This is a genomic window from Leifsonia sp. P73, from assembly GCF_051059105.1.
In the GTDB taxonomy this organism is placed as follows: domain Bacteria; phylum Actinomycetota; class Actinomycetes; order Actinomycetales; family Microbacteriaceae; genus Leifsonia.
The window spans coordinates 3,890,127-3,914,117 of record NZ_CP194931.1; the positions used below are offsets into that span (position 1 = coordinate 3,890,127).

Sequence of the window (23,991 nt, forward strand, 5' to 3'; positions counted from 1 at the left end):
AGCACCCGCCTTGAGCTACTGCACTATGTAGCATTCGCCTTGCGTGGAGATCGCCATCCCTGTCGTGCTTGCGTTGAACTCGAGGCCCGCGCCGAACGGAAGGTCAACGAAAATGTGCGTCAACAACTCCTCGTCGGCTTCGGCAGGTCCGAGCTGGCGGACCCGATATCCTAGGCGCTTCCAGTGCTCGCGAACCTGTTCGATCTTCGCAAGCGGGTCCGCCACCGGGACGACCTGGCGGACATGGATGGAGTACTGATCGGTTCCGGCGGCGCCACACGGACCCCCTGACCATCCAGAGCGGACAGTGGGATCGAACAATTCACGCGGCACTCCGTCGTCATACCAGTCTCCGCCGAGGAATCGGACGAGATCCTCCGTGTGGGCGAGGGTATCGTCCAGGGTCTGCTCACCCGTCTTCGACGAGAACTCGGCGGGAGGGACGATGCCCTGGTCACCTGATTCGGACATGATTCCTCCCAACAGTGCGCACCCGGCCAGCGTGGACGCCAGCACGACTGCGGTAACGGCCTCGATGATACGGCGCGTGCGCATCACTGCACTCTCCCTCAATGAGTGCCGCCATTGATCTTGCCGTCCAATCCCGACGCTGCAGCGGCAGCATTTTTGACAGCCTCGGTCCTCCCGTTGAAGTAGCCGTGCCCGGCTGTCGCGTGGGCGAAAGGGCCGATGCCGCCTCGGTCGGTGCCATAGCCGAGTGAGTCATGCCCATCGGTCGGCTCCAGCCCCTGTGCTGCGTCACCTTCGGAGGAGAACACTTTCGCGCCGAAAGACTCATCCCGAGGATCGCCGCGGCCGGACCCGAGCCGGCCCGCATCCGCCACCTGATCCTGAGAGGACTGCGACGCGTACACGCGCCCCGCGCCGCCGTCCACGCGCAGAGCCTCCGCGGTGGGGATGTCCTCCTCCACCCCGGCCGAGGCCAGCAGCACCACCGACTGCACGCCGTGCGTCAAGGCGCCGTCCTTGCTGACCGCGTTTGTCACGACAGTCGTTCCGTACGAGTAGCCCACCACGGCCGTGAACGGGCGCGGGTTCCCGCCCAGAATCGTGTCCGCCGCCCATTGCCCGTCCAGTTCCTTGGTCAGCCGATCCGCTCCGGCCCGGGCACGATTCCCCTCCAACACCGAGGTGTCGGGGAAAGCGGGCGGGGGCGCGTACCCGATCCACGCCACCACCATGTGCAGCACCCCACGCTCGATGTCATCCTGCGCGTTGTAGAGGTTGACGGCGGCGTTGGTCCATCCGGAGAGACGGTCGGCCTCGCCGAGCCCGCTCGCCATGCCGGGCACCGTCCAGGTCACCTTCCCCGACTTCTCCGCACCCGTTTCTCCGACCGCGACCGCCGCCAACGGAGGCTCAGCGGTCGGGTTGTAGGCGAGTAGTCCTCGGGGTGGCTTTTCTTGTTTCGCAAGCTTCTCGTAGTCCAGTCCCGGTCCGGAGAACCGGCCGACGCGGAGGGCTGTGAGGATGTCCCGGATGAGGACCCCGCGGGGAGAGTTCGGGTGGATGCTGGTGTCGTACAGGTCGCGTTGGAACTGGATCATGTTGGCGTGGATGCGGGTGTCCGCGTCCAGGCCGGGCAGATTCCCGATGATCGCCGGCACGGCCTGACACCACTTCTCCCGCTGATCGGGAGTGAGGCCCTTCCACCAGGCCGCCACCACTTCCGGCGGGGGCGGGTTGTCCCAGAACCGTTGCGCCAAGTCTGGGTCGCCGGCCAGCATCCGTTCGAACTCGGCCGGGCCGATCATGGTGAGCATGATCATCAGGTCGGATGCGGTCCACCCTGCCCGCGGAGCCACCCGTCCCGGCGACGCGACGAAGCCGCTGGTGAGGGTGTTCTGGAAGAGCCCTCTGGTCGCCGCATCGAACCCATGCAACGCTCGCAGCCTGTCCTCCAGATCGCGAACATCGTTCTCAAGCTGCGTCAGCACTAGCTCCAACTGCGAATTGAGCGACCGCAACGCGTCACCCAACCCCGGCACCGCACTCAACGTGATCGCGGCAGCGCTGTTCACCGCCATGATCCGTTCGGTCGCGTCCCGCTGGTTCTTCGTCGCCTCAAGCTGAATGTTCAGCTCGTCTTCCTTCAGCACACCGAACTGACTTACCTTGGAGTCCTCGTAGGTGTACCTGTCGAGCTCCGTCTGGAGGGTGTCGATCTCGCCCATCGCATCCACAAGGGAGGGAATCAGGACCTGCGAGAACATCGCCTCGATCGCGGAGTAGCCCTTCCCGGACAGCTCCTCTGTGCCCAGGGAGGCGACAAGATGATTCGACGCGCTCTGCGTCGCCGTCAGCACCGACCGAGCCGTAGCGAGGTTCCCGGAAAGCGCACTCTTCATGCTTGCCGAATCGCGGGAATCGTAAATCAAACCCACGACGCGTCAGCCTTCAGGATCGCCATCAAGCTAGCATGCAAGATAAGCAACCTGAACGCAACACCATTAATATTTATATGAGCGACTTCTCTGGACAGTTCGCCTACAGCAGCGTCTCCACGCCCAGCGTCACCCGATCCCCGAGCGCGACGCCCTCGCGGCGTCGCACGTCGCCCTTGATGGCCAGGACGTACGCGCCGTCCGCGCTCTCCGGGAACACCGACGTGGACCAGCGCGAGCCGCCGAGCGTCACCATCACCTTGACCGAGCCCCAGCCCGCGGGCGGGTGCGGCTGCAGGCGGATCTCTTCCGAGATGTCATCGGGCAGGCGGGCGAACACCCACAGGTCGCGCCGCGCCTCCCAGCGGAACAGCTCCGTCTCGAACTCGTAGCGCACGCCGGCCATCACCCCAGCCTGCCACCGACCGCCGACATCCGCCCGTATCGCGCGACGGACGCCCCTGCCCGGCGGCGCACCCGCGGCGCTATCCTCGCACCGACCGTCAGGAGGACCCATGCCAGCCACCCGCCCCGGCACCGTCACGTTCGTCGCCGTGCTCGCCTACATCAACGGCGTCCTCAACATCGTCGGGGGCGTGGTCATCCTGTTCACCCGCGACCAGATGGTGCGCGCGTCGAACGCGGGCGCGATCGCCGGGATCACCACCTCCGCGATCCTGGCGATCATCCTCGGGATCGTGATCCTGGTCGTCGCCCGCGGCCTCCTGAACGGCAGCCGCTTCGCGCGCGGGATCGTCACCATCGTCATGATCCTGAACGCGATCGGCGGGGTCGTCCTGCTGTTCAGCTTGCAGTTCTTCAGCGGGATCCTGGAGATCCTCTGGGCCGTGGTCATGCTGTCGCTGCTCTACACCCAGCGCGCCAACGCGTTCTTCGCCGGCCGGGGCTGAGTCCGACGCGCCGTGGTGTCGGCGCGATCGGACAGAATGGGAGGTGGCGCCGACGCCCGGCGTCCCCGACCGACCCGAAAGGCTGTGGCCATGCGCTGGCCGAACTGGCTCAGGAAGCCCACGGTGAAGACCGTGCGCACGCGCCCCTTCGACGAGGACGCCCTGCCGGAGCCCGCCGCGCCCACGCTGGAGCAGACCCTCGAAGAAGGTATGCTCCTGGCGGAATACGCCACCAGGATGGCGGTCAAGAACCACATCGTGGTCGACACGCTGCAGTACGGGAACGACTTCGACCCGGCCCGGCACACCGGCGAGGCGGCGCACCTGCTGCGCGAACTCGCCTCCGAGCAGGGGAGGCCGCCGGCCGGATCGACGCGGACCTGGAGGTCGCGCAGGGGCTCCGCGGCGACGCGACCCACCCGCACGACTACCGCGACGTGGACGTGGCGAACCTGCGGCTGCGCCGGGACGCGGCGGTCGCGCTGGCGAGTGCGTTGCGGGCGAAGGCCGACTCTGAGGAGGAGTTGCTGGCGCTGGTGGAGCGTGGCCGGGTGGACGCCTGGGACGAGGTCGGCCGGGCGATCGAGGCCGGGCTGGACGCGTTCTCCGGAGTGGAGGCGCTGAAGGCCGACTACGAGCGCGAGAAGCCGGGGCGGCTCAAGCTGCTGATCTGGCGCGACCTGGCCCGGCTGGAGGAGCAGCACACCGGGTACTGAGCGCGGCGGGCCCGCTCAGCCGCCGGCGCGCAGCGCCACCGGCGGCACCAGCGTCCCGACCTCCGACCGCACCCAGCGGTCCCCGGTCGCGCGCTTCTCCGCGTGCGTCGCGAACCGGTACAGGAACATACGCGCCCGCACCGACCGCGGCGCCTCGCCGCCGAACGGGTCGTCCCGCAGCAGCCGGAGGGTCGGCCTGTCGGCCTCCAGCAGCCGCAGCAGGAAGACCTCGAACCACGGCGAGTCCCGGGAGCCCAGCGCGAGGAACCACATCAGCCAGTCGAGCCGCAGGTGGTACGGCGCGTACTGGCGGGGCAGCCTCCGCACGTCGCCCGGCTTGCCCTTGAAGCCGTACTCGCGCCACTCGGCGCCGGGATCGTGCGGGTCGTCGGCTGTGCCCTCCACGACCACCTCGTAGCGCTCCTTGGTGACGCTCCCGAACGCGCCGTACGCGTTGACCAGGTGCCAGCGGTTGAAGCTCGCGTTCATCAGCTGCCGCCGGCGGAACAGGTTCCGCAGCGGCCACCAGCTCAGCGCCACCAGGAACGCGCTCACCAGGAGCGCGACGACGGCGTACCAGAGCGGCACGTCCGTCGCGCCGATCCCGCCGTGGAGGACGCCGCCGCTGATCCACCGCCAGGCTCCGTCGCTCACGCCCGCGAACGCGAGCACGATCGTGATCCAGTTGAGCCACGCGAAGTTGCCGGTCGCGACCAGCCAGAGCTGGGTCAGGATGACCACCGCGGCGGCGGCGCTCGCGACCGGCTGCGGGAGGAACAGCAGCCACGGCACGACCAGCTGCGCGAAGTGGTTGCCCAGCACCTCCACGCGGTGCCACCACTTCGGCAGCAGGTGCGCCGTCCGGCTGAGCGGGTTCGGCATCGGCTGGGTCTCGTGGTGGTAGTAGAGCGCCGTCAGGTCGCGCCAGGACCGGTCGCCGCGCATCTTGATCATCCCGGCGCCGAACTCGAGCCGGAACACCAGCCAGCGCAGCAGGATGACGATCGTGATCGGGGGAGCGGTGTCCCAGGAGCCGAGGAAGGCGACGGTGAAGCCGGCCTCGCAGATCAGGCTCTCCCAGCCGAAGCCGTAGAAGGTCTGCCCGATGTTCGCGATCGACAGGTACAGGAACCAGATGACCAGGAACACCGGCACGAACACGTACGACGGCGTGAGCTGCAGCACACCGACCACGACGAGCGCCGCGAGCGCCGCGCCGGTCCAGGCGACGGCGCGCAGCAGCCGGTCGGAGTACCGCCAGCGGAACAGGGTGGGCTGCCTCCGGGCGTAGGCCGACCGCAGGAAGCGCGGCGCGGGCAGGAGGCCGTGCTCGCCGAGCAGTGCGGGGAACTGCGCGACGGCCGAGAGGAACGCCACGACGTACAGGGCCGCCACACCGCGCTGCAGGATCTCCCGCGCGATCGTGTAATCGGTCCCGGCCAGCCAGCCCAGTGCATCCATCGGACCTCACCGTACGCTCGCCGGGGCGACGGGCGAACGCCGGATCGGGAGGGGTGACTAGGCCGCGAGCTCCGCGTCCAGCCGGATGGCCCGGTGGTCCGACGCACCCGCGGGCAGCACATCCACCCGCTCCACGTCGAAGCCCGTGGAGGTCACGAAGTCGAAGTAGCCGCTGAAGAACTTGTAGCGCAGGTAGGTCGGCTCGTCGCTGCGCTTGAGCGTGTAGCCGGAGGTGGTCAGGTGCCGCTCCAGCCCGCGGATGAACCACGGGTAGTTGAAGTCGCCGACCATGATCGCGGGCGTCTCCGGCGCGAGCGAGCGCATCCCCTCGTGGGCGGCCGCGATCTGCTTGCGGCGCAGCGAGTTGGAGGCCGTCAGCGGCGCGGCGTGGAACGAGCCGACCAGCACGCGCTCGCCGGAGTCGCGGTCGCGCAGCAGCACGGCGAGCAGCCGCTCGCTGGCGGGGGCGAGCACCCGGTCGTGGAGGGACTTCTGCACGGCGAAGACCTGCGTGTCCAGCACCTCCCAGCGCTCGTCGCGGACGTACACGGCGAGGCCGAGCCGGTTGGCCCTGGTGGCGTCGGCGAGCTGGAGGTCGTGCAGCCGCGGCGCGAGGGCCTCGCTGTCGCACTCCTGCAGGCACAGCGCATCGACGTCGTACGTCTTGGCGATGTCCTCGAGCTCGTGACCGGCGGCGTGCTTGCGCAGGTTGTAGCTGATGATTCTCAGGGTCCTGCACCTCCTCGCGTCGTAGGGTCGCCGGGGAACACCCGGGTCACCGCTCATTGTGGCCCAACCCGCAGGGTGCGCAACGATGACCTCCGACATCCCACACGGAATTCACACCCTGGTCATCGCCCGTTGTGCCGGTACGGTGGTCGCTATGGCAGGCGACGCAGTCATCCTCACGGTCCCTGGGCCGCACGGGGATCGGGAGATCCGCATCTCGAGCCCGGGCAGGGTGCTCTACCCGGAGCTGGGGATCACGAAGCTCGACCTCGCGAACTACCTGGTGGAGGTGGGGGAGGCGTTCGTCCGGGCGAACGGCGACCGGCCGCTGTCGCTGCAGCGCTTCCCGGACGGCATCGACGGCGAGCAGTTCTTCTCCAAGAACCCGCCGCGCGGCACGCCGGACTTCGTGCGCTCGGTGATGGTCGTCTACCCGAGCGCGCGGTCGCACCCGCAGCTCGTGATCGACGAGCCGGCCGCCGCGGTGTGGGCGGCGCAGATGAACACGGTGGTGTTCCACCCGTGGCCGTCGCGGGCGGAGGACTCGGACAACCCGGACCAGCTCCGCATCGACCTCGACCCGCAGCCGGGCACGGACTTCACCGACGCGATCCCGGCCGCGATCGAGCTGCGCGCGGTTCTCTTCGAGGCGGGGCTGGAGGCGTACATCAAGACCTCGGGCAACCGCGGCCTGCACGTGTTCGCGCCGATCGAGCCGAAGCGGGAGTTCCTCGACGTGCGGCACGCGGTCATCGCGGCGGCGCGCGAGCTGGAGCGGCGGATGCCGGAGAAGGTGACGACGGCGTGGTGGAAGGAGGAGCGCGGCGAGCGGATCTTCGTCGACTTCAACCAGGCCAACCGCGACCGCACGATGGCGGGCGCGTACAGCCCGCGGGCGCTGGCCCACGCGCCGGTCTCCACGCCGGTCACCTGGGACGAGTTGCCGGAGGTCGACCCGCGCGACTTCACGGTGCGCACGGTCCCGGAGCGGCTGCGCAGCGCAGGCGACCCCTGGCAGGACTTCGGCGAGCGCCCCGGCACGATCGACGCACTGCTCGGCTGGTGGCAGTGCGACCTCGACAACGGCCTCGGCGAGCTCCCCTTCCCGCCCGACTACCCCAAAATGCCCGGCGAGCCCCCGCGCGTCCAACCCTCCCGCGCCAAAAAGCCTGACCAACCATCAGTTCCGGAGTTGTGTACGCCCGACTCCGGCGTGTCGCGTACACAACTCCGGAATTCATCGTGGGGGGTTGGGGGGTTAAGACAGGACGTCGGCTAGGTCGTAGGCGATGGGGCGGTCGAGCTGGTCGTAGGTGCAGGAGGCCGCGTCGCGGTCGGGGCGCCAGCGCTCGAACTGCGCGGTGTGGCGGAAGCGCCAGCCCTCCATCTGGTCGTAGCGCACCTCCATGACGCGCTCCGGGCGCAGGCGCACGAACGACACGTCCTTGCTTGCCGAGAACCGGCTGCGGTCGGTCTCGCCGGTGACGGCCGCGCCGCTGTCGTCGCGCTCGACCAGCGGCTCCAGGTCGTCGACGAGCTGCAGGCGCACCTTGTCGCTGAACGCGGAGACCCCGCCGACGTTGCGCAGCACGCCGTCGTCGCCGTAGAGCCCGACGAGGAGCGAGCCGACGCCCTGGCCGCTCTTGTGCACGCGGTAGCCGAGCACGACGACGTCGGCGGTGCGGTGGTGCTTGATCTTGAGCATGGTGCGCTTGTTCGGGGCGTACACGCCGTCGAGGGGCTTGGCGACGACGCCGTCCAGCCCTGCGCCCTCGAACTCGACCAGCCACTGCCGGGCGCGTTCGGTGTCGACGGTCGTCCTGGTGACCTTGATGGGGTCGGGGAGGTCGCCGGCGAACTCCTCCAGGGCCGCACGCCGCTCGGAGAACGGCCGGTCGAGGTAGGACTCGGCACCGAGGGCGAGCAGGTCGAACGCGACGAACGTGGCGGGGGTCTGCTCCGAGAGCAGCTTCACGCGGCTGGCGGCCGGGTGGATGCGCTGCGAGAGCGCCTCCCAGTCGAGCCGCTGCGCGCCGGGCTCGCCGGTGGGGACGACGATCTCGCCGTCCAGGACGCACGGCCCGGGCAGCAGCTGCCGGAAGGCGGCGATCAGCTCGGGGAAGTACCGGGTCAGCATCTTGGACCCGCGGCTGCCGATCTCGATCGCGCCGATCGTGCCGTCCCCGGCGTCGTCGGCGTAGACGAGCGCGCGGAAGCCGTCCCACTTCGGCTCGAAGCTGAGGCCGCCGGGGACGCTGTCCTGCTCGGGGACGGCGGGCAGCGCCTTGGCGAGCATGGGTGCGACGGGGGAGCCGGAGGTCGGACGCATGTCTCGATCATGCCCTGCCGCGCAGCCGATCCGAAAGGGCGCCGCGCGGCCATCCGGAAGGGCGCTCGGGTCGGGCCTGCGCCCGAGAGGATGTCAGCTCCGCTGCGCGACCCCCGTGAGCCCCTCGCTCAGCGTCCAGAGGTCGCGGGCGAGCTGCGGGTCCTTCGCCTGGCCGGTCACCCGGCCGTTGGCCCTGAACCGGTCGAAGTAGGTGCCGCTCGGCGCCCCGACCGGGACGGGGCCGGTGAGCCGTTCCAGCGGGGCGGAGCCCTCCTCCGGGGTGATGCCGTACCGTCCGCCGGTCACGGCGCCGCCGAACCGGATGAGCGGGGAACTCGCGCCGAACCGGGTCACGACCGTGCCCGGATGGAACGAGTAGGCCGTGACACCGGTGCCGGTGAGCCGCTCCGCGAGCTCGGAAACGAACAGGATGGTCGCGATCTTGGACGTGCCGTACGCCCGCCAGCCACCGCGCCAGCGTCGACGCTCCCAGTCGAGGTCGTCCAGCCTCAGGCGCCCGAACTGGTTGGCCATACTCGCGGTCGACACCACACGGACGTCCCGCCCCGCGGCCGCCGACTCCAGCAATCGCGGCTGGAGGAGCCGGGTGAGCAGGAACGGCGCGAAGTGGTTGAGCTGGATGGTGCGCTCGTGCCCGTCGGCGGTGACGCGCCGCTCGTGGTACAGCCCGCCCGCGTTGTTCGCGAGCACATCGATGGCGTCGTAGCGGTCGAGGAGGGCAGCGGCGAGCGCGCGCACATCGTCCAGCCGCTCGAAGTCGGCGAGGAACGGGGTGGCCCCGATCCGCTCCGCGACCGCGCGCGTCCGCTCCGGGTCGCGGCCGACCACCGCGACGTCGTCGCCGGCCGCGGCGAGCCGGCCGGCCGCGACGGCGCCGATGCCGGAGCTGGCGCCGGTGACGACGATGGTGCGACGTTCCTTTGCGTTCATCGGTAGCCGCCTTTCTCGAGGCCGGCCTCGATCTCGAACCGGTTGCGCAGCGGGTCGCGCCCCGCCAGCAGGTAGAGGAACGGGAAGAGCATGCCGTAGCGCTGCCACTGTCGTTTGTGGACGGCCTCGTGCTCCAGGACGTCGTCGCTCACGTTCCGGTCGGTGAGGTAGCACGCGCCGACGCACGATCCGCCGCGGCCGAAGGTCCGCTTCGGCATTCCGCGGAACACGAACAGCCCGGCGCGGCGCTCGACCCGCCCGGTGCTCCAGGCGAAGCCCCAGGCCATCCCGACGGCGGTCGCGTAAAGATAGCCGAGCCGACTGACCGGCGAGTCGAAGAAGACCGCCGAGAGCGAGCGCACCAGATCTCCGCGCACCGTCACGTGGTGGGCCGGCCGTACGTCTCGAGCAGTCGCAGCCAGACCTCGCTCACCGTGGGGTAGGACGGGACGGCGTGCCACAGCCGGTCCAGCGGCACCTCGCCGACGATCGCGACGGTCGCCGAGTGCAGGAGCTCGCCGACGTCCTGCCCGACGAAGGTCGCGCCGAGGACGACGCCGCGGTCCTCGTCCACGATCATGCGCGCCATGCCGTCGTAGTCGTCGGCCAGGACGTAGGCGCCGCTCACCGAGCCGATCGGGTGGTCCACCACGCGGATGCGGTAGCCCGCCTTGTCGGCCGCGGCCGCGGTCAGCCCGACCGAGGCCACCTCCGGCTCGGTGAAGGTCACCTGTGGCACCGCCTGGTGGTCGGCGGTCGCGACGAACGCGCCCCACGGTGCCAGGGATACCTCGTGGCCCTTCGCCCTGGCGGCGATCGCGTCCCCTGCCGCGCGGGCCTGGTACTTGCCCTGGTGGGTGAGCAGCGCGCGGTGGTTCACGTCGCCCGCGGCGTACAGCCAGCCGCCGTCGACCGGCTCGCCCGCCGCGTCGAGCACGCGCATGCTGTCGTCGACGGTGAGCCAGCCGCCGTCCTCCAGCCCGAAGCTCTGCAGCCCGAGACCCGAGGTGCGCGGCAGCTGGCCGGTCGCGACCAGGAGCTCGTCGGTCTCGACCACCGTGCCGTCGCCGAGGCGGACCCGGTACCGGTCGTCGTCGGTGCGCTCGACGGACTCCGTCGCGACATCGAGGCGCACGGTGACCCCGAGCTCCGTCAGGGCCGCCGCGACGCGTTCGCCGGCGAACGGCTCGGCGCCGCCGAGCAGCCCGTGCCGCGCGATGAGGTGCACCTCGGTGCCGAACCCCGCGTACGCGGTCGCCATCTCGCTCCCGACCGTCCCGCCGCCCAGGATCGCCAGCGACACGGGCACGCGCTGCACGCTCGTCGCGTCGCGGCTCGTCCACGGCTCGCTCTCGCGGAGGCCGGGGATGTCGGGCAGGAGGGATGCGGAGCCGGTGCACACCGCGACCGCGTGCTTCGCGGTGAGGACGGTCGTCGCGCCGTCCGGGCCCGTGACGGTGACCTCGCGGGGCGCGGAGATGGTGGCCCAGCCGCGGACCAGGTCGATCCCCGCGCCCTGCAGCCACTTCACCTGCCCGTCGTCCGTCCAGTCGCTGGTCATGTAGTCGCGCCTGCGGAGCACCGCGGCGACGTCGAGCGGCCCGGTGACGGCCTCCCTGGCGCCGCCGACCCGTTGCGCCGCCCGGAGCGCGGCGGCGGAGCGGAGCAGGGTCTTCGACGGGATGCAGGCCCAGTACGAGCACTCGCCCCCGATCAGCTCGGCCTCGACGATCACCGTGCGCATGCCGCCCTGCGCTGCGCGGTCGGCGACGTTCTCGCCGACGGTGCCGGCTCCGACGACGATGACGTCGTACTCGGTCGTTGCGGTCATATGTCCTCCACAGTGCTCGGTGGTCCCTGGGTCGTGGTGCGTGGCCGGATGGTCGGGGCGGCGTCAGCGCCCGACGAACTCCGCGGCGGTGCGGGTGAGGAAGGCCTGCATGCCGATGCGGGCGTCCTCGCTGCCCGCCAGCCGGACGAGCGCCGGCTGCAGCGCGGCCTCGGCTGCCGCGTCGCCGTCGCGGACGGCGGTGACCGCGTTCGCGAGCGTCGCCTGCACGGCCAGCGGCGCCTGGGCGGCGATCCGCTCCGCGATGGCGAGCGCGGCGCCGAGCTGGGCGCCGTCGTCGACCACCTCCTGCACGAGTCCCATCCGGTACGCCTCGTCGGCGCCGAAGGGGTCGCCCGAGAGGATGTACCGCATGGCGTTGCCCCACCCGGCCGCGCGCGGGAACCGGATGGTGGCCCCGCCGAACGGCAGGATGCCGCGGGCGACCTCGATCTGCGCGAATGTCGTTGACCGTGCAGCGACCGCGACGTCGGCCGCCAGGATGAGCTCGATGCCCAGTGTGAGGCAGGTGCCCTGCACCGCGACCACGACCGGCTTGCGGACGCGAGGGCCCGAGACGCCCCACGGGTCGACGCCGGTGTCGCCGACGAACGACAGCCCCTCCGGGCCGATGCGCGGCCCGACGTCGGCGAGGTCGAGCCCGCCGGTGAAGTGGTCGCCGATCGCGTGGACGACGCCGGCCCGCAGCTCGGGATCGCGGTCGAGCTCCCCGTAGGCCTCCGCCAGCGCGTTCAGCAGCTCGTAGTCCGCCGCGTTGCGCTTGTCGGGACGGTTGAGGCCGATCAGCAGCACGTGGCCGCGCCGCTCGGTCAGGATCTTCGGTTCGCTCATGCCTCTCAAGCTACCGGCGGGATCACCGGACGTCATCCGGCGGCGCGGTATCCGTGGACAAGTGGCGCGGCCGGTGATCTGTGGAGGAACTTCCGCCGACCGGGCTGCCGGCCGCCGCGCCGTTCTTCAGCGGCGCCGTCAGGCTGCCGAGAACCCGCAGGATCACGCTCAGGTCGCGCCCCGCCGCGTCCGGCGACTCCGGCGCGAACTCCGTCACCGCCGCCCCGGCCAGCTCGAACCGCGAGCGCAGCGCCCGGACGGCGTCGGTGAGCTGCTCCGGCGACACCCCGAACGGCTCGGGGAACCCGATGCCGTCGATCGCGGACGGGTCGAGCACGTCGAGGTCGATGTGCAGGTACACGGAGGTGGCGCCGGTCGCCTCCACCGCCCGCACCAGCGCCTCCGGGTCGTCGAACTCGCCCGGCGCGACCACCCGGATCCCCATCCGCTCCACGAACGCCGACTCGCCGTCGTCGAGGGCGCGCGTGCCGGCGAGGACGAGCTGCTCGTGGTGCAGGCGCGCCGCCCCGGTCGACGCCAGCCCGTCCGGGCCGTCGCCGAGGAGGGAGCGCACGACCATGCCGTGGAAGGCACCCGACGGCGAGGTCGACACGTTGTTGAGGTCGCCGTGCGCGTCGAACCACACGACGGCGACCGACCCGGCCGGATGCGACTGGACCGCGTGCTGCACCCCGGCGAGGTCGGCGCCGCAGTCGCCGCCGATCGTGACGATCGGCGCCTCCAGCACCGCCAGCTCCGCCGCCGCGAGCTCGCGGACCAGGCTGAGCGAGGAGTACCGCAGCACGCCGGTCCCCAGCGCCTCGCCCGCCGCAGCGGGGACCGCCACAGCGTGGGTCGCGTTCGCGGGGAGGTCGCCGCGGATGGCCTCCGCGCCGTCGATCAGCCGCATCGCCCGGGAGGAGCCGGAGCCCTGCCACTGCGGTACGACGAGGAACGATGCCGGGCTCATCCTTTTTCCTTCCGTGTCGCCGCCGCGGCCGCGCTGCGCAGGCCGGAGGCGGTCAGGTGCTGCCCGTAGGCGGGCATGTCGCGCTCGAACCGCCAGCCTTCGGCGAGCGGGCCGAGGTCGACCACGTCGAAGCCGAACTCGTCCAGCAGCTCGGAGACGAGGGCCTTCGCGTCGTCGTCGTCGCCCGCGATCGCGAGGGCGCGGCGGCCGGGAGTGCCGGGCGGCGCAGCGTCCGCTGTCAGGTTCGGCGCCGGGATGTGGTTGAACGCCTTGACGACGCTCGCCTGCGGCAGGACGCGCTGCAGCAGCCCGGACACCGTCTCGCGGCCATCCTCCAGCTCGGGGATGACGCCGTCGCGGGCCGGGTAGTAGTTGCCGGTGTCGATGACGACCTTGCCGGCGAACGCGGCTGAGGGCAGCGAGGCGATCGAGCGCAGCGGGATGGCGACCACGACGATGTCACCGGCCTGGACGGCCTCCGTCACCGTCCCTGCGCGCGCGTGCGGGCCGAGCTCGCCGACCAGCGCGGCGAGCGACTGCGGCGCCCGCGAGTTGCTGATGACCACGTCGTAGCCGTGCGCGATCCCGAGGCGGGCCAGCTGGCTGCCGATCCGGCCGGCCCCGACCAGGCCCAACGTCGTCATGATGCACCCGGCGTCGTCATGCTGCGCCCTCCCTGTGCTCCACGATCCGCCTCGCGCCGCGCCTGCGGCGGAACACCAGCCACAGCACCACTCCGCCGACGACCAGGACGACCGCCAGCGCCACCCAGAAGATCACGGCCCCGCCGCCGTCGCCGACAGCCGCGCCGAGTCCCTGTGCGGCGGCGACGGCGGCCGGCGTCCAGTCCTGTGTGCTCAGCTTCGGCTCGACCTGCGTCTGCTCGATGGTGGTCAGCTCGCGGTCGCTGACCGGGCCGCTGCTGTCGCCCGACAGGTAGTAGGACTGCCCGTCCGTCGCGACCGCGAGCAGGTAGTCGGTCGGGCCGAGGCCGTTGCGGGCGGCGGTCTCGTTGGCCCAGTCCTCCTCGTCGGTCGGGTTGGTGAACCGGTCGACGTAGGCGACGTAGAGGCGGATGCCGTGGTCCTTGTAGAGGGAGGCCGACGCCGCCTCGATCGTGTCCACGTCGGCGTCCGAGAGCACGCTCGCCTGGTCCACGACGTGGCCGGAGCCGAAGCCGACCGGGTCCGCTGTGCGCGCCGCGTGAGCCGCGGGCGCGGACAGGACGAGCGGCGCGGACACCGCGCCCGCCACCAGCAGGAGGGCGATGAGCGCGCGACGCCCGATCAGCGAACGGTGCACAGACATTCACCCACTCTCCCGAGCTTTCCTGTCATCGAGCCGAGTCTAGGAGCGCGCTCCGGGCCGTGTCACTGTTTCGACCTGTTACGCGTCCGGGTGCGTGCAGTCGGAGGCCGCCGCAGAATGGCTGTCATGTCCCCGGCCGCCCGCACCCTCGCCGTCGTCGAGGCGACGCGCTTCCGCGGCCACGACCCGGAATACCACGCGTACGTGCAGGTGCTCGTCGGGGGAGTCGTCCGCGCGGCGGAGGCCGACGGCTGGACCGTCTCCCGGCTGGCGGCCGACGGCGGCACCGACGCCTTGCTGGCCGCGACCGAGCGCGCCGACGCTGTGGTGATCGTCGGCGGCGAGGACATCGCGCCCCGGTTCTACGGCGGCTCGGCGGGCTACCCGCACGAGAGCCTGCACCGCGAGACCGCGGACGCCGCCCAGCTCGCGCTCGTGCACCGCGCGATCGAGCGCGGCCTCCCGCTGCTCGGCATCTGCCGCGGCCTGCAGATCGTCAACGTCGCGCTCGGCGGCACCCTCGTCCAGGACCTGGGGGAGTCCGACCACGTGCGCCGCGGGGTCCCCATCCCGGAGGTGCTCACCACGCATCCCGTGCTCCTGGAGCCGGACAGCCGCGTGGAGGAGCTGCTCGGCGGCCCCGTGGTCGACGTCCGCAGCGCGCACCACCAGGCGGTGGATGTCGTGGGAGCGGGCCTCCGCATCACCGGGCGTGCGCCGGACGGTCACGTCGAGGCGATCGAGCACGAGAGCGCCCCGATCCTCGCCGTGCAGTGGCACCCGGAGGACCCGGCCGCCCCCGCGGGTCAGCTCGCCGCACTGCTCGGCGCGCTGCGCGCCCCCGCACGCGCCTCCCTCGCCGCCTGACATTCGTGCCGGAGGTCGCGAATGCGGCGCCGGAACGCGACATTCGGCACGAAGGTCAGCGGCTCCAGCCGTCGTCGCCGATGAGCGGGACGAAGGCGACCGCACCGAGGTTGCGCTCGCGCAGCGAGCCGTCGGCGGCGCGCTCGAACACGGCCAGGTGCTGGGCGCCTCCCGGATGCCCGACCGGCATCACGATGCGGCCGCCCGGCGCGAGCTGCTCGGGCCAGGCGCGCGGCACGGTCGGACCGGTCGCCGCCGCGACGATCGCGTCGTACGGTGCGCCCGCCGGCCAGCCGAGCGTCCCGTCGCCGGTCACGACGTTCACGCGGTAGCCGAGCGCCTCCAGCGTCGCCGCCGCGGTGACGGCGAGCTCGGCATGGCGTTCGATGCTGACCACCCGGTGCCCGAGCTCCGCGGCGACCGCTGCCGCATAGCCGGAGCCGGTGCCGACGTCGAGCACGGCGTCCTCCGGGCCGATCCTGGCGGCCTCCAGCATGAGCGCGACGATGTAGGGCTGCGAGATGGTCTGGCCGTCGCCGATCGGCATCGGGTGGTCCTCGTAGGCGTACCGCTCCGCGCCCTCCGGGACGAACTCGTGCCGTGGCACGCGTCTCATCGCGTCGAGCACCCGTTGGTCCTCGATCCCGCGGAGGCGGAGCTGCTCCTCGACCATCCGCTCGCGTTCGGCGCTGAATTCCCTGTTCGTACGGCTATTGAACCACCGCGGCCCGCCGGTCCTGAAGGCCGGATGTCGCGGTCTCCAGCGCCTCGGCCGACGCGCCCGCGGCCTCCAGGGCCAGCAGGGCGGCGCCGAGGATGGGAGCGGCGGTGACCAGCCGGATGCGCGCGAACGGAGCGCGCGCCGAGAGCCTGCGCTCCACCCCGGACAGCAGTCGCTCGTCACGCGCCCCGATCACGCCGCCGCCCAGCACGACCGGCACCTCGCGCTCCAGGAGCCCGAGCCGCCGCAACGTCGTCACGGCGAACACCACGATCTCCTCGGCCTGGCGGTCCACCAGGTCCTGCGCCACCAGGTCGCCGGTGCGGGACGCCGCGAGCACGGCCGGGGCGATGCGGGAGAGGTCGCTGCTCGGGAGGCGCCCGAAGTGCAGTGCCTCGATCACGGCGGGGATGCCGTCCAGCCCGAAGATCGGCGGAATGGCCTCCACGAGCGCGGTCGCCGAGCCCCGGCCGTCCACCGCGCGCGCGGCGTGCCAGAGCGCCTGCTCGCCGAGGTGCCAGCCGCCGCCCCAGTCGCCGGAGGTCATCCCGAGCGACGGATAGCGCACCACCGCGCCGTCGGAGCGCACGCCGACGCAGTTGATGCCGGTCCCGCAGACGACGGCGACGGCGTCGGGCTCGCTCGTTCCGGCGCGCAGCAGGGCGAACAGGTCGTTGTCGACCACCGCGTCGGCCCACGCGTAGCCGGCGATCCCCGCGCGGAACTCGACCTCCTCGGCCGGGAGGTCCAGCCCGGACAGATAGATGTTGGCGGCGGCGATCGGGCGCGGCCCGGTCTCGGCCAGCAGTCGCTCGATGAGCTCGTCGACCAGCGCGGCCGTCGCGGCCATCCCGATCAGGTGCGGGCTGGAGGTGGCGCCGCGGGCGGTGGCCGCGACCGTCCCGTCGAGTTCGAGGGCGACCGCGTCGGTCTTCGACCCGCCGCCGTCGACGGCGATGACGATCGGGGCGACCTCTCCGTGCGCCCCGCTCATCGCGCCCACGCCAGGTGCGCCCGGTTCTGGGCGAGGAGCAGGTCGGTGAGCTTCTCCGCGCGGTCGTACTGACCGACCAGCGGATGCGCGAGCATCGCCCGCAGCACCCGGTCGCGGCCGCCGTGGACCGCGGCGTCGAGGGCGAGCCGCTCGTAGCCGGCGACGTGGCCGATCAGCCCGGCGAGGTCGTCGGGGAGATCGGCGACCTCCACTGCGCGCACGCCGTCCGCTCCGATGACCGCCGGCACCTCGATCACGTGGTCGTCGGGCAGGAACGGCAGCGTGCCGTCGTTGCGCAGGTTGACCACCTGCACGTCGCCGCGGTCGCCGGTCAGCGACGCCAGCAGGTCGACCGCCGCCTCCGAATAGAACGCCCCGCCGCGCTGGGCGAGCTGCTCGGGCTTGCTATTCACGGACGGGTCGGCGTACAGCTCCAGGAGCTCGCGCTCCACCCGCTGCACGGCCTCCGCCCGGGAGGGGGCGTCGAGCTGCTCGCGCAGCACCTCGTCGTGGGCGTAGTAGTAGCGCAGGTAGTAGCTCGGCACGTTCCCGAGCAGGCGGATCAGGGGGCCGGCAGCTCGATCTCCTCGGCGAGCTGCGCGAGGTGGGCGCTCAGCAGCTCCGGGAGGACGTCCCGGCCGCCGACGGTGACCGACCGCTCCCAGGTGAGGTGGTTGAGGCCGACGTGCCCGAGCGCGACGTCGGCCGGCGCGACACCGAGCAGGCCGGCGAACCGGCGCTGGAAGCCGATCGCGACATTGCAGAGCCCGACCGCGCGGTGGCCCTCCTGCAGGAGCGCGCGCGTCACGATGCCGACCGGGTTGGTGAAGTCGACGATCCAGGCGCCCGGCTTGGCGCGCTTCCGCACGGCCTCCGCCACCGACAGGACGACGGGCACGGTGCGCAGCGCCTTCGCGAAGCCGCCGGGGCCGGTGGTCTCCTGCCCGATGCAGCCGCACGCGTGCGGGAACGTCTCGTCGCCGTGCCGGGCGGCCTGGCCGCCGACGCGGAGCTGGAGGAGCACGGCGTCGGCGTCGGCGACGCCGGCGACCAGGTCGGAGGTCGGCACGATCCGCCCGGGGTGTCCCGCCGCGCGGAACATCCGTTCGCTCACGCCGCCGACCAGCCGGAGCCGCTCCGGGTCGGTGTCGACGAGCCAGAGCTCCTCGATCGGCAGCAGGTCGCGCAGCCGGGCGAACCCGTCCACGAGTTCGGGGGTGTAGGTGGAGCCTCCGCCCACGACGGCCAGTTTCACGAGCTATCCCTTCACGCCGGTGAGAGTGATGCCCTCCACGAACACGCGTTGGGCGAAGAAGAAGATGACCACGACGGGCACGGTCACGAGCATGGTCATCGCCATCGTGAGCCCCCAGTCGGTGCCGTGGACGCCGCGGAACGACGCCAGTCCGTAGGCGACCGGCCACGCGGCCGGGTTCTCTGACGTGTACAGCAACGGACCGTAGTAGTCGTTCCACGAGTTGAAGAACATGAAGATGGCGGTCGCCGCGATCCCGGGCTTGGCCATCGGCAGGACGACCCGCCAGAGCACCCCGAACTCGCCGTTTCCGTCGATGCGCGCCGCGTCCGAGTACTCCGGCGGGATCGTCAGGAAGAACTGGCGCAGCAGGAAGATCGAGAACGCGTCGCCCAGCAGGTTCGGCAGGATGAGCGGCCACAGCGTCCCGGTGAGGCCGAGCTGCGACCACAGCACGTAGATCGGGATCGCGGTCACCTGCGGCGGCAGCAGCATCGCGACGATGATCGCGGTGAACAGCACGCCGGAGCCGCGGAACCGGATCTTGGCCAGCGCGTACGCGGCGGGGACCGACGAGATCAGCATGAAGGCCGTGGCCAGGATCGCGTACATCGCCGAGTTCGCGAACCACTGCGCCAGCGGCACGGTCGTGAACACGGTGACGTAGTTGCTCCAGACGAACGGCTGCGGCCAGAGCGACGCGGTCAACGTCTGCGAGCTCGACATCAGCGAGGTGAGCAGCACGAACACGACGGGGAGACGAACAGCACGGCGAGGACGATGAGCACGGCGTGCTCCGCGATCCAGCCGAGCACCCGGCGGGCGCGCAGCGAGCGCGGGCTGCGGATCCTGCGCTGCGCGGGGGCGGGAGACGCTGCCGTCTCCGGGGTGAGGGTTGCGGACGTCATTGTGCGCCTTCCGGGGTGAACGCCTTGAAGCGGCGCAGCAGCAGGACGAGGATGAGCGCCGCGACGACGAACAGCAGCACGGCGAGAGCGGACGCGTAGCCGAGCTGATAGGTGCCGAAGCCGCGCACGTACAGCCACTGCGTGTAGGTGAGCAGCGAGCCGTCGGGGTACCCCAGGGTGTTGCCGATCCCCTCGCCGACCACGGCCTTGCCGCTGGCCACCGAGGAGGCGACCGCGGCCTCTGTGAAGTACTGGATCGCGGCGATCACGCCGGTGACGACGGCGAACAGCAGCACGGGCGAGATGCTCGGCAGCGTGACGTAGCGGACCTTCTGGAGGCCGCCGGCGCCGTCGAGGGACGCCGCCTCGTACTGCTCGCGCGGCACGTCGAGCAGCGCCGCGAGCAGGATGATCATGATGTCGCCCATCACCCACACCCCGAGCAGCACGAGCGACGGCTTCGACCAGGCCGGGTCGTTGAACCAGAGCGGCCCCCTCATCCCGAACCAGGCGAGCACCTGGTTGACCGGGCCGGTTCCCGGGTTGAAGAGGAACACGAACGCGACGACGCTCGCGACCGGCGGCACCAGCGCCGGCAGGTAGAAGATCGTCCGCCAGAGGCCGGACGCCCGGCGCGCGCGGGCGAGCAGGCCGGCGACGATGAGCGCGAACCCGGTCTTCACCGGCACCCAGATCACCACGAACCACAGCGTGTTCAGGGTGGCGAGCCAGACGTTCGGGTCCTGCGTGAACAGGTACTCGTAGTTGCGCAGGCCGATCCACTGCGGGGGCGACACCAGGTCGAACCGGGTGAACGAGTAGTAGACGGAGGCGATGAGCGGGTAGACGAAGAAGATCGCGAGCCCCAGGAGCGCGGGTGCGAGCAGGGCCAGCGTCACCAGGTTGCGGCGCCGCCGGCTGCGGGAGGTCCGCGCGGGGCGGGCGGTCGCCCGCCCCGCGCTTCGAGCCGTGACGGTCACGAGGTCACGGACCCGTCGAGAGGGCGAGGGCGTCGTTGATCTGCTTGTCGACCGACTTCAGCCCGGCGTCGATGTCGCCGCCCTGGCTCTGGTACTTGTTCCACCAGTCCTGGAAGGTGTTCTGGTAGCCGGCCCCGAGCGGGCTGGCGGGCGTGGTCATGACGTTCTTGTTCGACGAGATGTCGAGGAACGTCTTGAACTGCGGCGAGACCTCCAGCTTCGGAGACGCGAGCGCGTCCTTGGTGGTCGGCACGTTCTTCAGGCCGTTCGCGAGCTTCACGACCGCGTCGGTGTCGGTGGTGAGGTACTTCAGGAGCGCCCAGGCGAGCTCGGGCTGCTTGGAGCCCTTCGAGATGCCGATGATGTTGCCGGTGATGTACCCGCCGCCGTAGAGGTCGGTGTGGTCGTCCGCGGTCGGGAACGGCGCCGTGCCGTAGTCGAGCCCCTTCGCCTGGTCGTCGATGAACGCGGTGCGGTACTCGCCGTCCAGGTTCATCGCGACCTGGCCGGTCTGGAAGGCGTTGTCGGCGGAGAACTCCTGGCCGAGGCCCGAGGTGAAGGCGTTGAGCTTGTCCCAGCCGATCTTGTCGACGTAGGCCTTCTGCCACTCGATCAGCTCCTTCCAGCCGGGGAGGAGGAGATCGCGCTGGTGCCGTCGGCCTTCAGCCACTCGGCGCCGGCGGCCGGGCCGTAGTGGGCGGCCGAGTTCTCGTACCAGCCCATCGTCGGGTTGAAGCCGAGCGTCTTGATCGAGCCGTCGGCGTTGAAGGTCGTCAGCTTGTCGGCCATTGACTCCAGCTCGCTGAGCGTCTTCGGCGGCTCGGTGAAGCCGCCCGCCTGGAGGAGCTTCTTGTTGTAGTAGAGGCCGTACACGTCGGCGAGCATCGGCATCGCGCAGCGGTTGCCCTTGAACTCGGTGTACGACTTCACGGTGTCGCTGAACTGGCTCATGTCGACCTTGTCTCGCTCGATCACCTTGTTGAGCGACCGGAACGCGCCGTTCGAGCAGAAGTTGCCGACGATGTCCGTCGAGTACGAGAGCCCGACGTCGACCTTGCTGCCGGTGGCGATGGCCTTCTGCAGCTTCTCGTCGTCCTGGCCGGAGTGCACGTCGACCGTGATCTTGGGGTACTTCTTCTCGAAGTCGTCGACGACCGACTGGATGACCTTGGCCTCCCGGTCGGAGAAGAAGTGCCAGAACGAGACGGTGCCCGAGAGGTCGGACGGCGTGCTGTCCTGAAAGGACGCGCCGCTGGTGCCGCCGGAGCAGCCGGCCAGGGCGAGCGCCGCGGCCGTGGCGACGGCGGCGGCGGCGATGAGTTGACGGTGTTTCACGGGTGGTTCCTCGCTGATCCTTCTCGTGATGTTCGGGTGGACGGTGTGGTGCGGAGGTGCCGGCGCCATCTCAGACGGCGATGCGCGACACTTCGTCGAAGAGCGCCTCGCGCACCTCGCCGAGGAGGTGCTCGCGTGCGCCGCGGAGGACGGGATGGGTGGCGACGCCGGTGGCGACGATGGCGCGCTCGCCCCAGGCGTCGCGCAGTTCGGCCGCGACGAGCTCGGCGAGCCGGGCGCCGAAGGCGGCCCCGGTCGGGCCGCCGAGGACGACCAGCTCTGGGTCGAGCAGCGCGAGCACGGGGACGACGCCGACGGCGACTCGCGGGGCGAGCTCGGCCACGAGTGCGTCCCGAGCTTCGTCGTCGCCCTCGAGATCGCCGGTCAGGCCGTGCGCGCCGGCGAGCCGGGCCACGGCTGGGCCTCCGATGAGATCCTGGAGGTCGGCGGCCTCCGGGTCCAGGGCCGCGGCCGATCGCGGGATGGGGAGGTAGCCGATCTCGCCCGCTCCGCCGGAGGCGCCGCGGTGGACCGAGCCGGCCTGGTCGACGGCGAGGCCGAGGCCGTCGCCCATCCAGAGCAGCGCGAAGCCGCCGGCTTCCGTGCCCACGCCGTCGGTGCGCTCGGCGACCGCGGCGAGGTTCACGTCGTTGTCGATGTGGACCGCGATGCCGAGTGCGTCCTCCAGCCGGCGGCGGATGCCCCGCTTCGGCCAGCCGGGCAGCGTCTCGATGTAGGTGAGCTCGTCCGTCCGCGGGTCGAGGGCGCCCTGGACGCCGACGCAGACGGCCCGGACGCGGGAGGCGTCGACGGAGGCCGCATCGCAGGCGGCGTCGATCGCCAGCCGGAGGTCGGCCTCCGGCGTCCGCGAGGCGAGCGGGGTGACCGCGATGGGGTGCTCGGCTCCCGCGGCGTCCACGATGGTCGAGCGGATGGAGGTCGCGTCGATGTCGACGGCGACGCCGAGCATCCGGTCGGTGCGCACCGCGTAGCCGGCGGCGTTCGGTCCGCGGCCGGCGGAGACCTCGCCGACCACGTGGATGAGCCCGGCCGTCTCCAGCCGCGAGACCATCTGGGCGGCGGTGGGCTTGGAGAGCCCGGACAGCTCGCCGATCCTGGTGCGCGTCAGCACTCCGTGCTCGAGCAGCAGGGCGAGCGCCGTGCGGTCGTTGGTCTCGCGGAGCCACCCCGGGGTGCCCCGGACAGGTCGGTCGGCCATTCTCATCCCCTCGTCGGAACGATCTGATGGCCAGAATGTATCAGGAAAGTTTCTTTATAGTAAAGAGGGAAGCGAAAATCGGCGAGGAGTGCGCGGCGTGTGGGCTCAGATGACCGAGCGCGCGTGGTCCACGAGACGGTCGAACGCCGCGTCGAGGTCGGGGTCGAGGCGCTGGCGGGAGGCGTCGGCGAGGTACCAGTCCACGATCTCGCCCGCGCCGTGCGCGAACGTGACCCTGGCCTGGTACTCGGGCACCAGCGCCTTCACCTTGGCGTTGTCGAAGTGCATCGAGTGCGCCTTGTCACCGAGCAGCCCGGGACCGAGGTCGGGGATGACGGCGGCGATGGTCTCGCTCGCGACGTGCACGAGCTCGGCCTCCACGCCCAGCGCCTCGGCGAGGTAGCAGTAGATCTGGTCCCAGGTCGGCGCCTCGTCCGAGGTGATGTGGAAGGAGTCGCCCACGGCCTCCGGGCGGCCGAGCAGTCCGACGAACGCGACCGCGAAGTCCGTGTTGTGGGTGATCGTCCACCGGCTCGTGCCGTCGCCGTGCACCACGACCGGCGCCCCGCGGCGCATCCGCTCGAGGTCGGTCCAGTGCCCGCTGGTCGGGATCATGGTGCGGTCGTAGGTGTGCGACGGGCGCACGATCGTGACGGGGAAGCCGCGCTCGCGGTACGACTCGACCAGGAGGTCCTCGCAGGCGATCTTGTCGCGGGAGTACTGCCAGAACGGGTTGCGCAGCGGCGTGGACTCAACCACCGGCATCCGCGCAGGCGGGGTCTGGTAGGCCGACGCGGAGGAGATGAAAACGTACTGGCCGACCCTGCCCTCGAACAGGTCGAAGTCGGTGCGGATGTGCTCCGGCGTGAAGGCGAGGAACTCGGCGGCGACGTCGAAGCTGCGTTCGCCGAGCACGCTGTGGACGCTCTCCGGGTCGCGGATGTCGGCGTGCAGCACCTCCACGCCGTCCGGGAGGGGACGCAGGTCGCTGTTCCCGCGGTTCACGACCGTGACCTCGTGGCCCTGGTCGAGCGCCCGGGCCACGCACGCGGAACTGATGACCCCTGTGCCGCCGATGAAGAGTGTCCGTGTCGCTGTCATCCCTGCTCCTCGCATCGTCGCCGGCGGTCCCGACAGGATTGCGGCCGTCGCCGGCCACGCCCCCAGACGACCCAGACTAACGCTCCGACGGCCCCCGAGGTTAAGGTCCCGTCGCGTCCCGGGTACAGTGCAGGGCGTCCACCCCGCAGAC

Annotated in this window: 27 protein-coding genes and 1 pseudogene; 4 read left to right on the forward strand and 24 right to left on the reverse strand. The window is 71.2% G+C overall.

What is annotated here, in order from left to right; translation table 11 throughout:
- Positions 1-15 precede the first annotated feature (15 nt).
- The 3 genes from ACQ86L_RS19980 to ACQ86L_RS19990 all read right to left on the reverse strand — a co-directional run bounded on the left by ACQ86L_RS19980 (position 16) and on the right by ACQ86L_RS19990 (position 2,811).
- Positions 16-558 (reverse strand): hypothetical protein, encoded by a 543-nt coding sequence (locus ACQ86L_RS19980; RefSeq protein WP_434316941.1) that lies wholly within the window; start codon positions 556-558, stop codon positions 16-18.
- 11 nt (positions 559-569) lie between these two features.
- Positions 570-2,405, reverse strand: coding sequence for an alpha/beta hydrolase (locus ACQ86L_RS19985; RefSeq protein ID WP_434316942.1), 1,836 nt, complete (start codon positions 2,403-2,405; stop codon positions 570-572).
- A gap of 103 nt (positions 2,406-2,508) precedes the next feature.
- Positions 2,509-2,811, reverse strand: a complete 303-nt coding sequence (locus ACQ86L_RS19990) for a DUF1905 domain-containing protein (RefSeq protein WP_434316943.1) — start codon at positions 2,809-2,811, stop codon at positions 2,509-2,511.
- A 109-nt stretch (positions 2,812-2,920) separates the two neighbouring features.
- Between ACQ86L_RS19990 and ACQ86L_RS19995 the strand changes: the two genes are divergently transcribed.
- Both ACQ86L_RS19995 and ACQ86L_RS20000 read left to right on the forward strand, forming a co-directional pair.
- A complete protein-coding gene (locus tag ACQ86L_RS19995; protein WP_434316944.1) occupies positions 2,921-3,316 on the forward strand; it encodes a DUF7144 family membrane protein in 396 nt (131 codons plus the stop codon).
- Positions 3,317-3,753: 437 nt separating this feature from the next.
- Positions 3,754-4,032, forward strand: coding sequence for a hypothetical protein (locus ACQ86L_RS20000; protein ID WP_434316945.1), 279 nt, complete (start codon positions 3,754-3,756; stop codon positions 4,030-4,032).
- 15 nt (positions 4,033-4,047) lie between these two features.
- Here ACQ86L_RS20000 and ACQ86L_RS20005 read toward each other — a convergent pair whose 3' ends face one another.
- Together ACQ86L_RS20005 and ACQ86L_RS20010 are read right to left on the reverse strand one after the other, a co-directional pair.
- Positions 4,048-5,493 carry a lipase maturation factor family protein gene (locus ACQ86L_RS20005; RefSeq protein WP_434316946.1) on the reverse strand — a complete coding sequence of 482 codons (1,446 nt, stop codon included), beginning with the start codon at positions 5,491-5,493 and terminating at the stop codon, positions 4,048-4,050.
- Between the two features lie 57 nt (positions 5,494-5,550).
- The gene (locus ACQ86L_RS20010) at positions 5,551-6,279 is read right to left on the reverse strand and encodes an endonuclease/exonuclease/phosphatase family protein (protein ID WP_434316947.1); all 729 of its coding nucleotides are present in this window, start codon (positions 6,277-6,279) and stop codon (positions 5,551-5,553) included.
- 97 nt (positions 6,280-6,376) lie between these two features.
- On the opposite strand from ACQ86L_RS20010, the gene ligD reads away from it, so the two are divergent.
- Positions 6,377-7,501, forward strand: coding sequence for a non-homologous end-joining DNA ligase (gene ligD / locus ACQ86L_RS20015; RefSeq protein WP_434316948.1), 1,125 nt, complete (start codon positions 6,377-6,379; stop codon positions 7,499-7,501).
- On the opposite strand, the gene ACQ86L_RS20020 is transcribed toward ligD, so the two are convergent.
- The 8 genes from ACQ86L_RS20020 to ACQ86L_RS20055 form a co-directional block, all read right to left on the reverse strand.
- Positions 7,481-8,551 carry an ATP-dependent DNA ligase gene (locus ACQ86L_RS20020; RefSeq protein ID WP_434316949.1) on the reverse strand — a complete coding sequence of 357 codons (1,071 nt, stop codon included), beginning with the start codon at positions 8,549-8,551 and terminating at the stop codon, positions 7,481-7,483. The genes ligD and ACQ86L_RS20020 overlap by 21 nt on opposite strands.
- Before the next feature lie 93 nt (positions 8,552-8,644).
- Positions 8,645-9,502, reverse strand: coding sequence for an SDR family NAD(P)-dependent oxidoreductase (locus ACQ86L_RS20025; RefSeq protein WP_434316950.1), 858 nt, complete (start codon positions 9,500-9,502; stop codon positions 8,645-8,647).
- Entirely contained in the window at positions 9,499-9,879 is a 381-nt protein-coding gene (locus ACQ86L_RS20030) for a Fe-S oxidoreductase (protein WP_434316951.1), read from the reverse strand. Before ACQ86L_RS20030 ends, ACQ86L_RS20025 begins: the two co-directional genes overlap by 4 nt.
- 2 nt (positions 9,880-9,881) lie before the next feature.
- Complete coding sequence (locus tag ACQ86L_RS20035) at positions 9,882-11,333, reverse strand: dihydrolipoyl dehydrogenase family protein (protein WP_434316952.1); 1,452 nt, start codon at positions 11,331-11,333, stop codon at positions 9,882-9,884.
- A 63-nt stretch (positions 11,334-11,396) separates the two neighbouring features.
- Positions 11,397-12,182 carry a crotonase/enoyl-CoA hydratase family protein gene (locus ACQ86L_RS20040; RefSeq protein WP_434316953.1) on the reverse strand — a complete coding sequence of 262 codons (786 nt, stop codon included), beginning with the start codon at positions 12,180-12,182 and terminating at the stop codon, positions 11,397-11,399.
- A gap of 22 nt (positions 12,183-12,204) precedes the next feature.
- The gene (locus tag ACQ86L_RS20045) at positions 12,205-13,152 is read right to left on the reverse strand and encodes an arginase family protein (RefSeq protein ID WP_434316954.1); all 948 of its coding nucleotides are present in this window, start codon (positions 13,150-13,152) and stop codon (positions 12,205-12,207) included.
- Positions 13,149-13,796, reverse strand: coding sequence for an NADPH-dependent F420 reductase (locus ACQ86L_RS20050; protein WP_434316955.1), 648 nt, complete (start codon positions 13,794-13,796; stop codon positions 13,149-13,151). The genes ACQ86L_RS20045 and ACQ86L_RS20050 overlap by 4 nt, the downstream gene beginning before the upstream one ends.
- A gap of 16 nt (positions 13,797-13,812) precedes the next feature.
- Positions 13,813-14,460, reverse strand: coding sequence for a TPM domain-containing protein (locus tag ACQ86L_RS20055; RefSeq protein WP_434316956.1), 648 nt, complete (start codon positions 14,458-14,460; stop codon positions 13,813-13,815).
- A 126-nt stretch (positions 14,461-14,586) separates the two neighbouring features.
- On the opposite strand from ACQ86L_RS20055, the gene ACQ86L_RS20060 reads away from it, so the two are divergent.
- Positions 14,587-15,327, forward strand: coding sequence for a gamma-glutamyl-gamma-aminobutyrate hydrolase family protein (locus ACQ86L_RS20060; protein ID WP_434316957.1), 741 nt, complete (start codon positions 14,587-14,589; stop codon positions 15,325-15,327).
- A 55-nt stretch (positions 15,328-15,382) separates the two neighbouring features.
- On the opposite strand, the pseudogene ACQ86L_RS20065 reads toward ACQ86L_RS20060, so the two are convergent.
- The 11 genes and pseudogenes from ACQ86L_RS20065 to ACQ86L_RS20115 all read right to left on the reverse strand — a co-directional run.
- A pseudogene (locus tag ACQ86L_RS20065) lies at positions 15,383-16,015 on the reverse strand (protein-L-isoaspartate(D-aspartate) O-methyltransferase); the annotation flags it as partial.
- Between the two features lie 22 nt (positions 16,016-16,037).
- Positions 16,038-17,042 carry an N-acetylglucosamine kinase gene (locus tag ACQ86L_RS20070; protein ID WP_434316958.1) on the reverse strand — a complete coding sequence of 335 codons (1,005 nt, stop codon included), beginning with the start codon at positions 17,040-17,042 and terminating at the stop codon, positions 16,038-16,040.
- Positions 17,039-17,587, reverse strand: a complete 549-nt coding sequence (locus ACQ86L_RS20075) for a hypothetical protein (protein WP_434316959.1) — start codon at positions 17,585-17,587, stop codon at positions 17,039-17,041. Before ACQ86L_RS20075 ends, ACQ86L_RS20070 begins: the two co-directional genes overlap by 4 nt.
- A 17-nt stretch (positions 17,588-17,604) precedes the next feature.
- Entirely contained in the window at positions 17,605-18,297 is a 693-nt protein-coding gene (locus ACQ86L_RS20080) for a hypothetical protein (RefSeq protein ID WP_434316960.1), read from the reverse strand.
- A gap of 3 nt (positions 18,298-18,300) precedes the next feature.
- Positions 18,301-19,047: a carbohydrate ABC transporter permease gene (locus tag ACQ86L_RS20085; protein ID WP_434316961.1), complete on the reverse strand. Its 747-nt coding sequence runs from the start codon at positions 19,045-19,047 to the stop codon at positions 18,301-18,303.
- Positions 19,023-19,205, reverse strand: a complete 183-nt coding sequence (locus ACQ86L_RS20090; RefSeq protein WP_434316962.1) for a hypothetical protein — start codon at positions 19,203-19,205, stop codon at positions 19,023-19,025. Before ACQ86L_RS20090 ends, ACQ86L_RS20085 begins: the two co-directional genes overlap by 25 nt.
- Positions 19,202-20,185, reverse strand: coding sequence for a carbohydrate ABC transporter permease (locus ACQ86L_RS20095; RefSeq protein WP_434316963.1), 984 nt, complete (start codon positions 20,183-20,185; stop codon positions 19,202-19,204). The genes ACQ86L_RS20090 and ACQ86L_RS20095 overlap by 4 nt, the downstream gene beginning before the upstream one ends.
- Before the next feature lie 4 nt (positions 20,186-20,189).
- The gene (locus tag ACQ86L_RS20100; RefSeq protein ID WP_434316964.1) at positions 20,190-20,855 is read right to left on the reverse strand and encodes an extracellular solute-binding protein; all 666 of its coding nucleotides are present in this window, start codon (positions 20,853-20,855) and stop codon (positions 20,190-20,192) included.
- Positions 20,798-21,520, reverse strand: coding sequence for an extracellular solute-binding protein (locus tag ACQ86L_RS20105; protein WP_434316965.1), 723 nt, complete (start codon positions 21,518-21,520; stop codon positions 20,798-20,800). Before ACQ86L_RS20105 ends, ACQ86L_RS20100 begins: the two co-directional genes overlap by 58 nt.
- 70 nt (positions 21,521-21,590) lie before the next feature.
- The gene (locus ACQ86L_RS20110) at positions 21,591-22,739 is read right to left on the reverse strand and encodes an ROK family transcriptional regulator (RefSeq protein WP_434316966.1); all 1,149 of its coding nucleotides are present in this window, start codon (positions 22,737-22,739) and stop codon (positions 21,591-21,593) included.
- A 105-nt stretch (positions 22,740-22,844) separates the two neighbouring features.
- Positions 22,845-23,840 carry an SDR family oxidoreductase gene (locus tag ACQ86L_RS20115; protein WP_434316967.1) on the reverse strand — a complete coding sequence of 332 codons (996 nt, stop codon included), beginning with the start codon at positions 23,838-23,840 and terminating at the stop codon, positions 22,845-22,847.
- Positions 23,841-23,991: the final 151 nt, after the last annotated feature.